14 protein-coding genes are annotated in these 12,789 nt (G+C 58.6%); 5 read left to right on the forward strand and 9 right to left on the reverse strand.

The annotated features are described in order from the left end of the window. Nucleotides 1–38: 38 nt before the first annotated feature. From MMW58_RS17235 to argC, 6 genes are all read right to left on the reverse strand, one after another. The gene (locus tag MMW58_RS17235) at nucleotides 39–644 is read right to left on the reverse strand and encodes a PqiC family protein (protein ID WP_241721718.1); all 606 of its coding nucleotides are present in this window, start codon (nucleotides 642–644) and stop codon (nucleotides 39–41) included. Further along, nucleotides 641–2,275, reverse strand: a complete 1,635-nt coding sequence (locus MMW58_RS17240; RefSeq protein WP_241721719.1) for a PqiB family protein — start codon at nucleotides 2,273–2,275, stop codon at nucleotides 641–643. Before MMW58_RS17240 ends, MMW58_RS17235 begins: the two co-directional genes overlap by 4 nt. Beyond that, complete coding sequence (locus MMW58_RS17245) at nucleotides 2,272–2,892, reverse strand: paraquat-inducible protein A (protein ID WP_241723744.1); 621 nt, start codon at nucleotides 2,890–2,892, stop codon at nucleotides 2,272–2,274. Before MMW58_RS17245 ends, MMW58_RS17240 begins: the two co-directional genes overlap by 4 nt. Continuing rightward, nucleotides 2,885–3,382, reverse strand: coding sequence for a paraquat-inducible protein A (locus tag MMW58_RS17250; RefSeq protein WP_315297454.1), 498 nt, complete (start codon nucleotides 3,380–3,382; stop codon nucleotides 2,885–2,887). The genes MMW58_RS17245 and MMW58_RS17250 overlap by 8 nt, the downstream gene beginning before the upstream one ends. A 216-nt stretch (nucleotides 3,383–3,598) precedes the next feature. Next, nucleotides 3,599–4,261 (reverse strand): DUF3313 domain-containing protein, encoded by a 663-nt coding sequence (locus MMW58_RS17255; RefSeq protein WP_241721720.1) that lies wholly within the window; start codon nucleotides 4,259–4,261, stop codon nucleotides 3,599–3,601. A gap of 365 nt (nucleotides 4,262–4,626) precedes the next feature. Then, the gene (argC, locus tag MMW58_RS17260) at nucleotides 4,627–5,550 is read right to left on the reverse strand and encodes an N-acetyl-gamma-glutamyl-phosphate reductase (protein ID WP_241721721.1); all 924 of its coding nucleotides are present in this window, start codon (nucleotides 5,548–5,550) and stop codon (nucleotides 4,627–4,629) included. Nucleotides 5,551–5,662: 112 nt separating this feature from the next. Between argC and MMW58_RS17265 the strand changes: the two genes are divergently transcribed. Continuing rightward, complete coding sequence (locus MMW58_RS17265; RefSeq protein WP_241721722.1) at nucleotides 5,663–6,550, forward strand: LysR family transcriptional regulator; 888 nt, start codon at nucleotides 5,663–5,665, stop codon at nucleotides 6,548–6,550. A 147-nt stretch (nucleotides 6,551–6,697) separates the two neighbouring features. On the opposite strand, the gene MMW58_RS17270 is transcribed toward MMW58_RS17265, so the two are convergent. Next, on the reverse strand, nucleotides 6,698–7,846 hold the full coding sequence (locus tag MMW58_RS17270; protein WP_241723745.1) for a glycosyltransferase family 9 protein: 1,149 nt from the start codon (nucleotides 7,844–7,846) through the stop codon (nucleotides 6,698–6,700). A 263-nt stretch (nucleotides 7,847–8,109) separates the two neighbouring features. Between MMW58_RS17270 and MMW58_RS17275 the strand changes: the two genes are divergently transcribed. After that, nucleotides 8,110–8,610, forward strand: coding sequence for a YbaK/prolyl-tRNA synthetase associated domain-containing protein (locus MMW58_RS17275; RefSeq protein ID WP_241721723.1), 501 nt, complete (start codon nucleotides 8,110–8,112; stop codon nucleotides 8,608–8,610). 126 nt (nucleotides 8,611–8,736) lie between these two features. Further along, nucleotides 8,737–9,183: a DUF441 domain-containing protein gene (locus tag MMW58_RS17280; RefSeq protein ID WP_041145056.1), complete on the forward strand. Its 447-nt coding sequence runs from the start codon at nucleotides 8,737–8,739 to the stop codon at nucleotides 9,181–9,183. On the opposite strand, the gene MMW58_RS17285 is transcribed toward MMW58_RS17280, so the two are convergent. After that, on the reverse strand, nucleotides 9,167–9,961 hold the full coding sequence (locus tag MMW58_RS17285; RefSeq protein WP_166646138.1) for an AraC family transcriptional regulator: 795 nt from the start codon (nucleotides 9,959–9,961) through the stop codon (nucleotides 9,167–9,169). The genes MMW58_RS17280 and MMW58_RS17285 overlap by 17 nt on opposite strands. A gap of 97 nt (nucleotides 9,962–10,058) precedes the next feature. Here MMW58_RS17285 and MMW58_RS17290 point away from each other — a divergent pair, with 97 nt between their 5' ends. Then, entirely contained in the window at nucleotides 10,059–11,243 is a 1,185-nt protein-coding gene (locus MMW58_RS17290; protein ID WP_241721724.1) for a CynX/NimT family MFS transporter, read from the forward strand. 65 nt (nucleotides 11,244–11,308) lie between these two features. Here the strand turns inward: MMW58_RS17290 and MMW58_RS17295 are convergent, their stop codons facing one another. Continuing rightward, complete coding sequence (locus tag MMW58_RS17295) at nucleotides 11,309–12,001, reverse strand: CTP synthase C-terminal region-related (seleno)protein (RefSeq protein ID WP_076945280.1); 693 nt, start codon at nucleotides 11,999–12,001, stop codon at nucleotides 11,309–11,311. A gap of 335 nt (nucleotides 12,002–12,336) precedes the next feature. Here MMW58_RS17295 and MMW58_RS17300 point away from each other — a divergent pair, with 335 nt between their 5' ends. Further along, nucleotides 12,337–12,777, forward strand: a complete 441-nt coding sequence (locus MMW58_RS17300; RefSeq protein WP_045854942.1) for a helix-turn-helix domain-containing protein — start codon at nucleotides 12,337–12,339, stop codon at nucleotides 12,775–12,777. Nucleotides 12,778–12,789 lie beyond the last annotated feature (12 nt).

A 12,789-nucleotide genomic window follows, 5' to 3' on the forward strand; every position in this document is an offset into this window, starting at 1 on the left:
CGGTTGTTTATACGCTAAGAAAGTTACGCTAAGAAAGATTAGTCGCGGCGACAAGCGGCCGCGCCCGTCGCCACCCAGTCCGTCGCGGTCTGTCCTATCTGGCTCGCCAGGCGCTCAACCACGCGCTGCCAGGCAGCAAACATCTGCGCCGGATCGCCGGAGAGAGTTTGCGACAGGTGGCTTTTGCACACCAGCCGGCGATTTTCGTCCCCTCGCTGCGTGGATAGGCTCCAGCCAGCATCCAGGCTGACGGCCTTGCCGGGCCAGCTATCAAAACGCCGAACCTGCAGCAGAACCCGTACCACAGGTTTGCTGTTATCCCGCGCCAGCCCCGCCACATCCACAGTGTTAAGCTGCTGCATCATGCTGAGGGACAGCGCCGTCTGCAGCTCATCGCCCAGCGGGCTTAGCCAGCGATCGTTGTCCAGAACGACGATGCGACTGTCGCTTTGGCGAACCACAACTTGTTGAGTGTCCAGCTGGGCCGGAACGCCAACGGGCAGCAGATCAATCACAAAGTCGGCCGGCGCGACGGCGCGGGAAACGGGGTCAGAATTGACCAGCGAGTGGTAGCGCACCTGGGGAGATGAGCATCCTGCCGGCAGGCACATGACGCCGAGGATAAGACATAAAACGGTTCTCATGGTCGTTCTCCTGCCTTAAGTGAACGGGGATCGTTCAGCTCCGCATCTGCGGAGCGGCCCTGCAATAGCGATTCCGGCTGGCGATCCAGCTGGTTTGTCAGGCTGCGGACGGCCCGCAGCGTTCGCGTGGTCTCCTGTAAGGACTGCAGGAGGTTAATCATCAGGGGGGAATCTTCCGCCAGCAGGTTTCGCGCGTCTTGTGTCGTTTTCTGAGTCTGTTGCATCAGGCGGTTGGCGGCGGGCAGAGACTGATTGTTCACCATTCGCAGAGTTTTATTCAGCTCTTCCAGCGTGTTATTCATGTTGGTCCCGATCTTATCCAGCGGCATTTTGTTTATTTTCCTGGCGATATCCGTGAGCTGGTCCTGAAGGATTGTCAGCCCGCCATTCACGGTGGGCAGCTCAACCGGTCGCCTGGTCGCATCAAAGTTCACTTTTGGCGCATCCGGTAAGAAATCGAGCGAGATGTAAAGTTGCCCCGTCAGCAGACTGCTGGAAGTGGCCTGCGCTCGCAGCCCGTGCGCGATCATCTCGCGCGTTAAAAGGGCCGTATTGAGGTCCGTGTCGCCTGTTGGTTTCGGCAGCTTTTCCAGCACATTGCCCATCCGCGAGGGATAAACGTCAATATCCACAATGGTCGGAAAGCGATATCCGTCGGGGTTATAGTCAAGCTCGACGGCGGCAACGCGTCCGATCCGCACGCTGGAAAACTCAACCGGAGCGCCAATGTTCAGGCCATGTAAGCCGTGTTCAAAACGCAGTTGAAAACGCACCGGCGGACCATCCTCAGGCGCCATCGCGCTTTCCCGATCCGCTGCCAGTTTGTAACGCGTTTGCTTATAGAGCACGCCGCGGGTTGGGTCATCCGGCCTTGAGAACGCGATCCCCCCCGCCATGATGGCGGCGAGCGTCTGGGTTTTAAGCTGAAAACCGTCGCTCCCTACCGAGAGATCCACGCCGCTCACATTCCAGAATCGCGAATCCGCCTTGACCAGGCGGTCATAAGGGGCATCAATAAAGATGTTGAGATCGATTCCCCTGCCGTCTTTGCGCAGCTGCCAGGAGGTGACCCGCCCCACCGGAATGCGGCGATAGTAAACCGGAGAGTTAATATCCAGCGATCCAAGGTCGTCCGCTTCCAGCATAAACTGGCTGCCCGTCATGTCGTTGACGATAGCCGGAGGGGTTTCCATACCGGTGAACTGGTATTTACTTTCATCGGACTTCCCTCTGTCCACGCCGATGTAGGCCCCGGACAACAGCGTATCAATGCCGCTGACGCCGCTCATTCCGACTCGCGGCCTGACCACCCAAAATCGGGTGTCGGCGAGCGCCAGATGCTGAGCGCTTCTGCCAAGCGTGACCCGAACTAACACCTGGGTGTTATCGGGGCTGAGGGTGATTTCCTTCACCAGCCCGACGGTGACATCTTTATATTTCACCGCTGTTTTTCCGGCTTCGAGACCGGCGGCGCTGCGAAACGTAATCACCACCTCCGGCCCGGCGGACAGGCGTGCCTGGATAACCATCGACACGGCGACCACAAACGCGACCGCGGGGATCAGCCAGATGACGGCATTGCGCCAGCGGCCGTGACGAAAAAGAGGAATACCCGAAACAGGAGGCTTCATTGCTTGTCTTCCCATAGCGTTTTTGGTTTAAAACTCAGCGCACAAAACATAGTCAAAATGACCACCAGGCCGAAAAGCAGAATCCCAACCCGGGGTTCGGCCTCGCTGAGCACATGAAAGCGGAGCAGGCCGCACACTGCGGCCACCACCACCACATCCAGCATCGACCAACGGCCAATCCACTCCGTTATCCGGTACAGCCTGGCCCGTTCGCATCTGGCCCAGCGGCTCCTTCGGGCAGTTGAGATCAGCAATACGCTCATTGACAGAAATTTCAGGCAGGGAACCATCACGCTGGCAATAAAAATGATCGCCGCAATGCCCCACGACCCGCTTCGCCAGAAGGCCACGATGCCGGAAAGGATCGTGCTTTCACTGCCATGACCGAGAAGCGTTGTGTACATTACCGGGAAAATATTGGCGGGTACGTATAGGATCATGGAGGTTAAAAGCAGCGCCCAGCTCAAATGCGGGCGCCCGGACTGGCGGCCGGGCAGCACCGTCTGGCAGCGAGGACATTTACCACGCACGCCGAACGCCGTTTCGTCGGCGCACACCAGGCCACACAGAGAGCAGCGGCACACCTGCATCTGACGGGCAAAGGGGGGATTACTCACCACGGCCCTTCTCCTCGACCGTAAGCAGATCCCACAGCGGACGCAGATCGTGGCTGTTGATGAGGACAACCAGCACGCAAGATAGGGCCAGCGCCCAACCGCCCGGCCCTATGGAGACATCCAGCAGTGACGAGAGCTTTATCCCGGCGACAAGAAACCCCAGCACGCCAACTTCCACCATGCTCCAGGGATGCAGCCACTTGAGCGCTCTCATAATGAAGATAAACGCCGGTGCCGGACGCGCGAAATACGCAAAGCTCAGCAGCCATACCGTGAGGGTTATCTGTAAGAAAGGGGCAATAACCAGAAGAAAAGCGGTACAGACCGCCATAATCGGATTGCCGTCTCCGGCAGCCAGCGCCCATGCCACATTCCACAGCGTGACGTCGTTCGCCATCCCGTGAAACCCAACGGATATAACCGGAAAAATACAGGCCAGAAACAGGATGATTGCCGCCGTCAACATCAGGGGCAGTACATGGCCAGGCACGCGCCGGTGACCACGCCATAGCACTGCGTAACAACGCTGGCAGAGCGCGATTTCGCCCGACGCGCAGGGTAATCTCTGGTAAACGCTGTCGCAATGTGGGCAGATGATCAGATGCGGGAATGTCTTCATAACGCCGGGCCGCCAGGACGTTGCTAATGGGGAAAATCACAGCCGGTTGCGCTTAAAAGCTTCCGGCTGCGCGTACTGTGTCTGAGGCTACCTGAGCGCTTCCGCCAGCTCTTCCGCCCCTTTTTCAATACCGACTTCGGCGGCGCTCAGCGAGCCGATGCTGGCAGAGATATTCATGGCATTCGGATACTGCCGGGCAACGTAGGCTTTCAGCAGTTCGTGGCTGTTTGCGTCATAAATTTCGACGGCATAATCCACCGAGCCGCTCATCAGCCCCCGACCGCCGCGCACCGATTGCACAATGTTGTAGGGGCCCCCTGCCAGATCGAATTTGGTGAACGTTCCGATCACCTGCGTTGTGGTGTCAGCCCCGGTCAGCGTCAACTTCAGACGCAAGGTATTCGCCGCGGGCTCTTTGAGCTCTTTAAAGCGCGCGCTCAGCGCTTTGCTGAACTCCTGTTGCATGTGAGCGGCAAGCGTTTGGCGATCGGCCTGCGCCATATCGTCAAACTGTCCATCGTTGCCCTGATAAATTCTCACCGGGTCAATGATGATGCTGTCGTACTTACGCCAGTCCACCAGAGGCGAATAACGATATGGCATGCGATCGGCATTATCATCGGCGTTTGCCGTCAGCTTTGAAGCCGAGTCGATACCGCTGTAACGCACGGGCTCATTACCGGCACAGCCCGCCAACAGCAGGGTGACACCGATAACCGCCAGCCCACCGATTTGCCTTAACATCTTCATGTGCAGATCCTTTCGTTTTGGTTAAGGGCTGCGCCTACCGGCCAGCCTTGCGTATAAACAGTCAAATTCATACCCGATGTGAACTGTACGGTTTAGTTTTGATCGCATCACTGAAATCTGTCAACTTAATTGTTCGGCGAAAATATTCTGTTTGGGAATTAACGCATGGATGCAGCGCGGATGGCTTTTTTGAGGAGAGCGGGTCGCGTAGGACAACGCGGCGCCCGGCACGGACAATGAGCCGGGCGTATTAGTGCATAACTATTTGAAAAAAAGGTGTTTCACGCCTCTTCCGGGCCCGAATATGATATCTTTCGCCTTGCCGATCTATTGGAAGAACACCGGTGTGTCGCGCCAGGCGAAAGTTAGCCGGCGCCGATCATCAGGTTCAGGTTTTGCACCGCGGCGCCCGATGCCCCTTTGCCGAGGTTATCGAAGACCGCCGTCAGCAGGATTTGCCCGCACTCAGGATTTGAAAATACGCCAAGTTCCATCTCGTTGGTGCCGTTCAGCCGCTGGGGATCGAGACGCTCAATCTCGCCGACGACTTCAGGCGCCAGCACCTTGACCAGATCGCTATGGCGATAATGCTGCGCCAGGCAGGCATGTACTGCTGCCGCATCGGCACGTTCAGGTAGCAGACGCTGCTGTAGCGGCACGCTGAGGATAATCCCCTGGCGGTAGGCGCCGTAAGCCGGCATGAAAAACGGCGGCGTGGAGAGCCCGGCATAGCGCGCGATCTCAGGCACATGCTTGTGTCTGAGGCCTAAGCCATACGCCTGAAAAGCAGGCCCGGAGCCCGCTTCCCCGCCTTCGTACAGCTCGACCGCCGCCCTTCCGCCTCCTGAATAGCCGGATACGGCATGGATGGAAACGGGATAATCAGCGGGCAGCAGCCCGGCTTTCACCAGCGGGAGCAGGAGCCCAATGGCGCCGGTTGGGTAACAGCCTGGATTGGTGACGCGCTTCGACGCTCTGATGCGATCGGGCTGGTCGGCGCTCATCTCCGGGAAACCGTACGTCCACCCTGAGACGGTGCGATGGGCCGAGCTGGCATCGATTACCCGCACCTGCGGATTCTCCAGCATCGCCACCGACTCGCGCGCCGCCTCATCGGGCAGGCACAAAATGGCGATATCGCAGCCGTTCAGCATATCCGCCCGAAGCCGTCGGTCTTTGCGCTGGGATACGGGCAGAGTCATCAGCTTAATATCTGAACGGTGGCGCAGACGATCGTGGATTTGCAAACCCGTGGTTCCCTGCTCGCCATCAATAAATACGTGAGTCATCGTCATTTCCTTAAACCAGACAGAACTTCAGTGCATAAATGTTGTGCCAGGTTTAAGTATTGGTAAAGTTGAATTATCCTAACGTCAAATTCAGTTTTTCTGAGGTACGCCTATGCGGGAGATCAACCTCGATCAGCTGCGCACGCTGATCACCATTGCCGATACCGGCTCTTTCAACGAAGCCGCCCGCCTGCTGCACCTGGCGCCACCGACGGTCAGCCTGCATATCTCCGAGCTTGAAAGCCGCGTCGGGGCTAAGCTGCTCTCCCGCACCCGCGGCAAAGTCAGGCCGACGGCCATTGGAGAGAACATGGTCGCGCACGCCCGCCGGCTCCTTGCCGACGTCGCCTATGCGCTTGACGACATATCCCGCCAGGCTCAGGGGTTGAGCGGTCAGGTCAGGCTTGGGGCGTCGACCGGGGCCATTGCTTATCTGCTGCCGCGGGCGATTGAAAAACTGGCGCAGTCCCATCCGAATATTGACGTACACATTACCGTCCTGACGTCGCAGCAGACCCTTGAGCAGCTGAAATCCGGTTCGCTCGATATCGGCATCGTGGCGCTTCCACAGCCCCGGAGCAGCGGCCTGAAAATTGATGCCTGGCGGAGAGATCCCGTTGTCGCGTTCCTGCCTGCGGACTGGGCGGCACCGGAGGTGGTGACGCCGGAATGGATGATTGCAAAGCCCCTGGTGCTGAACGGCTTCGGCACCCACCTGTCGCAGCTGACCAGCGGCTGGTTTGCCGATACGGGCCATAGCCCCACGCCGCGGATCAAGCTTGATTACAACGATGCCATTAAAAGTCTGGTGGGTGCCGGGTATGGCGCCACGTTGCTGCCTCTTGAATCGGGTACCCAGCTCTCCGCCGATAGCCGTATCGCCATTCGTCCCTTAAAGCCGGCGCTGTGGAGAGAGCTGGGATTAGCCTGGCGGGAGAGTGAAAACGAGCTATCGACGCAGCATCTGCTTGCAGCGCTGCGGGATCTGCAGCAGGAATAAATTCACCGGCAACTGCCGCACGTGATTGCGGGAGTGCCTGCCCCAGGTTTTATCTCCCCGGGGCGGCCTATCGGGCACGTCCATCGTCGGGCGTAGGCCCCGCCGCCGAACTTTAGCGAGGGGCGGTAGCCCGGGCCGATTTTGCGCTTAGCGGTTTTTCAGCACCTGGGGATCGATCTGCGCGACGATGAGGTCGGCAAGATCGTGCTGCTGGTGCACCTTGCCGCATTTAACGATGATCTGCCGCGCGTTGTCGTACCCCGGCGCCCACAGCCGGTTGTTCATCCGCACATCTTTATAGACCGCAACCAGCGGTTTTTTCCACGCCGCCGCCATGTGGACGATCGACGTATCCGGCGAGATAACCAGGTCGGCTTCGGCAATCAGCGCCATCGCGTGGTGCAGGGTCTTAAACGGATTCACGCTCACCTTTTCCGCAAGCGGAATGCGAATTTCGTTGCGATGATCGAGCAGAATAACGTTAACCCGAGGATACTCCGCCTGCAGCCTGGCGATAAGCGCCGACAGCTGCTCCTGCGACAGGCTGCGGTCCTGATGGCCGGCAAAAATGTTCACCACCGCTTTGGGCCCCTCAATAGCGGCCAGATGCTGGCGAACCTGCTGGTGGACATCCTGCGGAATATGCAGGTCGTAGGTCCCGAGATGTTTCTTATCCAGTTGCATATGCTCAGCAATAAAATCAAAGGTTTTGCTGACATGCCAGTTTTCACAATCAAATTTAAACGAGGTGGTGTAATGGTTAATTGATGGCCATTTATTAAAACCGAGCACGGTTTTTGCTTTTATTTGTCGGAGAAGCAGCATTCGGTGTACGGGCATATCAAACAAAGAGGGGTCAATAACGATATCGTACTTATTATTTGCCAGCTCATTAATAACGGACCGAGGAACGTTGTGGGTAAATTTCCGCAGAAAAGCGGCGGAGTCGACGTTATCAGCCTCATAGATATGGCGGATCCGCGGGTTATGGCGCATCACCTGGCTATTCGATTTAGTCAGCAGGAAATCCACGGTATAGCCCGATTCATGCAGGCATTTCACCAGCGCGGAGTCCACGACCACGTCCCCGACGGCGCCTTCGTTGCGCATCAGCAGCACGGTTTTCGCCGACCCGACGTCGGCCTCACGGCGGGTATGCTGGTCCCAAATCGTTTTCGCAATATAAACGCGCATCACGTTACGAACTTTCTTAATAAAATAATTACGGCGCCTGTTCAGTTCCCTTATTTTTTTGAACTTCCGGGGGGATACCTGCACCGCTGCGTTTTCCATCATCATAACCTCGTTACCACTATCAACAGCACCTCGTTAGTCCCATTAAGGACTAAAGAAAATGAGAAAAGTTCGCTTGATTAATAAATTCCTTTCGCTTTAAACAGCGCAAGGATAGTAATACGTTTCACTATTCCAGCATATCGTTACGCAGATAAAATGAGTGAAATATGGATTTAATGTGGAAGAATGCGGCGCCAGCCGACGGTTTTCATTCGCCGCGGGGAGGATTAGACTGGCCTTTTTATCCCCGGAGAGAACCGCGCATGAACGCACCTGAAAAACCGAACACCCACCAACTGCTGCTGGCGCTGCTCGACGAGCGCCAGGCCCGCTATCGGCTGGTAGAGCATGAGGCGGTGGGGAAATGCGAGGCCGTTTCTGAAATTCGCGGCACCGCGCTCGGACAAGGGGCCAAGGCGCTGGTTTGCAAAGTGAAAGGCCACGGCGTCAATCAGCACGTGCTGGCGATCCTCGCCGCCGACCAGCAGGCCGACCTCTCGCGCCTGGCGCTGCACGTTGGCGGCAGCAAAGCCTCGCTGGCCAGCCCCGCCGAAGTCGATGCGCTGACCGCCTGCGTTTTTGGCGCCATTCCCCCTTTCAGCTTCCATCCGGCGCTGCGCCTGGTGGCCGACCCGCTGCTGTTTGCGAACTTCAGCGAAATCGCCTTTAACGCCGGGCGGCTGGACCGCTCAATTATCCTCAATACGGCAGACTATCTGCGCATCGCCCGTCCCGAGCTGGCTGCCTTTCGCCGGGAAGCCTGAGGGGTCTCTATCTCTGCCGCGCCGGGCCGTCAGCAGCAAGCGCGCCGGCGTGACAAATAAGCCTGTTTATTCACGCTATTATGCGTAAAGTAGACGGGCTTATTATTTTGGCAAGGATCTCCTGACATGTTCGATACCACCCTGTTCGTGCTTCTGGGGCTGGCCGCGCTCGGCTTTATCAGCCACAACACCACCGTGGCAATCTCTATCCTGGTGTTAATTATCGTGCGCGTCACGCCGCTCAACGTCTTTTTCCCGTGGATTGAAAAACAGGGGCTGACGATCGGTATTATCATTTTGACCATCGGCGTGATGGCGCCTATCGCCAGCGGCACCCTGCCGCCATCGACGCTGCTGCACTCGTTCGTGAACTGGAAGTCGCTGCTGGCTATCGCCGTCGGGGTGTTTGTCTCCTGGCTCGGCGGGCGCGGCATTTCGCTGATGGGCTCGCAGCCGCAGCTGGTCGCCGGACTGCTGGTGGGAACCGTCCTCGGCGTCGCGCTGTTCCGCGGGGTGCCCGTCGGCCCGCTGATCGCCGCGGGGATCATCTCGCTGTTTATCGGAAAGTCGTAGTCAGGCTGGCAAGATAACGTCCGGGAGACTGGCCGAGGCCCTTTTTGAACATGGTGATAAAGGCGGTCGTCGAGTCATATCCCAGGCCGTGCGCGGTCTGCTGCACCGTTTGCCCGCGGATCAGCATCTGTAGCGCGAGGATCAGCTGCAGCTGATGGCGCCAGCGGCGAAAGCTAAGGCCGGTTTCGCGAACCACCAGCCGCGCCAGGTTGCGCTCGCTCATTGCGAACTCCGCCGCCCACTGTCCAAGAGTCTGCCACTGCGCCGGCGCCACCGCCATCAGCTCCGCCATCTGGCGGATTTTCGGGTGCGCGGAAACCGGCAGCTGCAGATGCTCCTCCGGCTGCTGCGGCAGCTCGTCAAACAGCACCTGAACCAGCCGTCGGGTAGTGGGAGCGTCGCTCTCGGTCGCGCTGCGCCCGGCAAGGGTCAGGATCAGCTCACGCACCAGCGGAGAGATCTTCAGCGTGCAGCTACGCTGCGGCATCGGCGCCGCGCCCGGCTCGATAAATAAAAAGCAGATCCGCGCCCCCGGCGTCGCGCGGTTGCTGTGGGGCTGCTGGCCCGGTACCCACACCGCATACTGCGGCGGCACCATCCACATCCCGCTTTCCACCTCACAGGTGAGCGCGCCGTGCAGCGCGAGGATCAGCTGCCCCTTGCGGTGCTGGTGACGCGGAATAAACTGCTCGTCCTCCACCACCTGAATATGGAATGCGAGAGCCGCCTCGTGCCCGCTGTCCGGGTCATAGCCGTCAAGACTTAATCCAATCATCAGATTGTCCGATATTAGCGATAATCTGTCATTTTAGCTTGATTTAAACATTCGGCAAACGCGCTATTGTAGCCTCCCTGTTTACTCGTTTGAGATAGCCATGAGTTCTGTTCTTCCTTCTGCCGGCCGCCGTAATCTGCTGCTGATTGCCGGTATTTTATTTATTGCCACCACGCTGCGCGTGACCTTTACCGGCGCCGCCCCGCTGCTCGACGCCATTCGCGCGGAGTACGGGCTGACCACCGCCCAAACCGGGCTGTTAACCACCCTACCGCTGCTGGCCTTTGGCCTGGTTTCGCCGCTGGCGGCAGGCGTCGCCCGCCGCTTTGGCATCGAGCGCAGCCTGCTGATCGCGCTGGGGCTAATTTGCCTCGGCATCGGCCTGCGATCGCTGCCTTCCGCGGCCATGCTGTTTGGCGGAACGGCCGTCATAGGCTGCGGGATTGCGTTAGGCAACGTGCTGCTGCCGGGCTTAATCAAGCGCGATTTTTCGCAGCACGTGGCTAAAATGACCGGCGCCTATTCACTCACCATGGGTGCCGCCGCGGCGCTGGGCTCCGCCATGGTGGTCCCACTGGCGCTGGCCGGCTTTGGCTGGCGCGGGGCGCTGCTGATGCTGATGGTCTTCCCGCTGCTGGCGCTGTTCATCTGGCTGCCGCAGTCGCGCAGAGAGGCCGCCGCTCCGCTGACCGCGTCAGGCGCCCTGCACAACCGCGGGATCTGGCGCTCGGCGCTGGCATGGCAGGTGACGCTGTTCCTCGGCATTAACTCGCTGGTGTATTACGTGATAGTCGGCTGGCTGCCGGCCATTTTGCAGAGCCTCGGCTATAGCGAAGCGCAGGCCGGCTCCCTGCACGGTCTGCTTCAGCTGGCAACCGCCGCGCCGGGCCTCGCGATCCCGCTGATCCTGCACCGCCTGAAGGACCAGCGCGGCATCGCGGTGCTGGTGGCGCTGATGTGCGCCGTCAGCTCGGCCGGGCTGTGGCTGGCACCGGGGCAGGCGGTTCTCTGGGCGCTGCTCTTTGGTTTCGGCTCCGGGGCAACGATGATTCTGGGGCTAACCTTTATCGGCCTGCGCGCCAGCTCGGCGCACCAGGCGGCGGCGCTTTCCGGCATGGCGCAGGCCGTTGGCTATCTGCTGGCCGCCTGCGGGCCGCCGGTGATGGGGAAAATCCATGATGCCAACGGCGACTGGCATATTCCGCTCATCGCCGTGGCGCTGACCGCCGTGGTGATGGCCATATTCGGCGCCCTTGCCGGCCGCGCCCGGGAGATTAACGGCTAAAGCGCTCTTTTGCCCTCGGCCCTACGACCCCGGCGTTACGGGGTCGTGGCGGGGGCCAGAGCGCGCTATTGGCTGGCGGCGCGTAAAAAGGCGTGCACCAGCGGCGACGGACTTCCGGCCAGCGCGTTGCGCTCGTGCTGGAACAGGGTCGCGACAAAGAACGGATGCGTTACCAGCTCCACCGCCCTAATATCCCCCTCTTCGTCCCAGCCGGTCACCCGCAGGTCGCCCTGCTCCAGCTCGCGGGCAAACTCCTCGGCAATGCCATAGCTGCAGTGATAGCCCTCTTCAATGCTGTCGCGGCCGTAGGCGCGGGCAATCAGCGTATTCGCGCGCAGCTCAATCGCCGCCGTTTTCTCCACCAGGGAGCAGCTCAGCGGCGCAATCACCATTCGCCCTTCGCTATCCGTTTCCGCATGCGCCGCATCCTGCCAGCCCAGGACGTTACGCGCATACTCAACGATCGCGTGCTGAAAACCGCCGCAGGTACCGAGGAAGGGAATGCTGTTTTCGCGCGCATAGCGGATCGCGATAAACGCGCCGGCAGCATTTTTATAGGGGCTGGCGGGAACGACCCAGATGGCGTCGTAGTCGGCGAGCGCTTCGGCATCGTGGATATCGCTGGTTGCCAGCCAGTCATAGCGCAGAGGCAGCTCCAGCACGGCAGCGGCATCGTCGATGGCCAGGGGGATCGCTTTGTGAGCGACAACGTCAGGGTTGTAGTCGCCAACCAGGGCAATACGCAGGGGAGTGTTCATAGCAGGGTCCTTATGTCGGAACGATTTTCGGGCAACACAAGGAGCCTCAGATTAGCGATCTCCCTCACGGAACACAATCCTTATTTTCCGCCCGACCGGCGACCTGCATTTGACGTGAGGGGGCGCTGCCCGCGCTGAAAATGAATTAAAAGTCCTCGCGACTTTTTGACTATCTTATTCAATTCCCGATATTTATTTACCCCGCTCTTTTTGTAGCTATTTTGTTAAATAAAAAACAGTGTTATTACTCTCGCAAAAAAGGAATTATTCACTTTATTTATAAATTAGCCTGTTAAATAATCCGTAATGATTTATTAAGCAGTAGAGGCAGCAAAATGCGTTTCAGTACGATGTCCGATAGCGAAATTATCTCTGAACTGTGCCGCAGAATTAAAGAAACGCGTATGCAGCTCGGGCTCTCCCAAATTGAACTCGCCGAACGTGCGCAGGTCGGCGCAGCAACCATCAAACGCGTAGAATTAGGTGAATCTGTTACCCTGAGTACGCTAATCGGAATATTGCGTGGTCTCGATCGTTTGCATCAGCTGGAGTCCGTTTTATTCGATTCGCACATTCGTACTTTTAATGCGCAAATCAACGCCACCGCCCCTCCCCGCATCCGTATTCGCAAAAAGGCGCAGCCGCCAAAAGAGCAATGCGCCGCAGCCGAAAAGGCCAGCGACGCGAACGCCACCATTAACGAATGGTACACCTCATCAGCATCTCACAGCGTTGTCTGGTCTTTCCCGCCGGCGGAAGCAGAGAAAAAAAGCTAGCCTGGCGGGGGA

The sequence above is a fragment of the Klebsiella sp. HC6 genome (assembly GCF_022605325.1).
GTDB classification, from domain to species: Bacteria; Pseudomonadota; Gammaproteobacteria; order Enterobacterales; family Enterobacteriaceae; genus Klebsiella; species Klebsiella terrigena.

Excerpts from the sequence above, each read along its gene's own strand:
- MMW58_RS17235 (WP_241721718.1), bottom strand. The coding sequence starts at position 644 with ATGAGAACCGTTTTATGTCTTATCCTCGGCGTCATGTGCCTGCCGGCA.
- MMW58_RS17240 (WP_241721719.1), bottom strand. The coding sequence starts at position 2,275 with ATGAAGCCTCCTGTTTCGGGTATTCCTCTTTTTCGTCACGGCCGCTGG.
- MMW58_RS17255 (WP_241721720.1), bottom strand. The coding sequence starts at position 4,261 with ATGAAGATGTTAAGGCAAATCGGTGGGCTGGCGGTTATCGGTGTCACC.
- argC (WP_241721721.1), bottom strand. The coding sequence starts at position 5,550 with ATGACTCACGTATTTATTGATGGCGAGCAGGGAACCACGGGTTTGCAA.
- MMW58_RS17265 (WP_241721722.1), top strand. The coding sequence starts at position 5,663 with ATGCGGGAGATCAACCTCGATCAGCTGCGCACGCTGATCACCATTGCC.
- MMW58_RS17270 (WP_241723745.1), bottom strand. The coding sequence starts at position 7,846 with ATGATGGAAAACGCAGCGGTGCAGGTATCCCCCCGGAAGTTCAAAAAA.
- MMW58_RS17275 (WP_241721723.1), top strand. The coding sequence starts at position 8,110 with ATGAACGCACCTGAAAAACCGAACACCCACCAACTGCTGCTGGCGCTG.
- MMW58_RS17280 (WP_041145056.1), top strand. The coding sequence starts at position 8,737 with ATGTTCGATACCACCCTGTTCGTGCTTCTGGGGCTGGCCGCGCTCGGC.
- MMW58_RS17290 (WP_241721724.1), top strand. The coding sequence starts at position 10,059 with ATGAGTTCTGTTCTTCCTTCTGCCGGCCGCCGTAATCTGCTGCTGATT.
- MMW58_RS17295 (WP_076945280.1), bottom strand. The coding sequence starts at position 12,001 with ATGAACACTCCCCTGCGTATTGCCCTGGTTGGCGACTACAACCCTGAC.
- MMW58_RS17300 (WP_045854942.1), top strand. The coding sequence starts at position 12,337 with ATGCGTTTCAGTACGATGTCCGATAGCGAAATTATCTCTGAACTGTGC.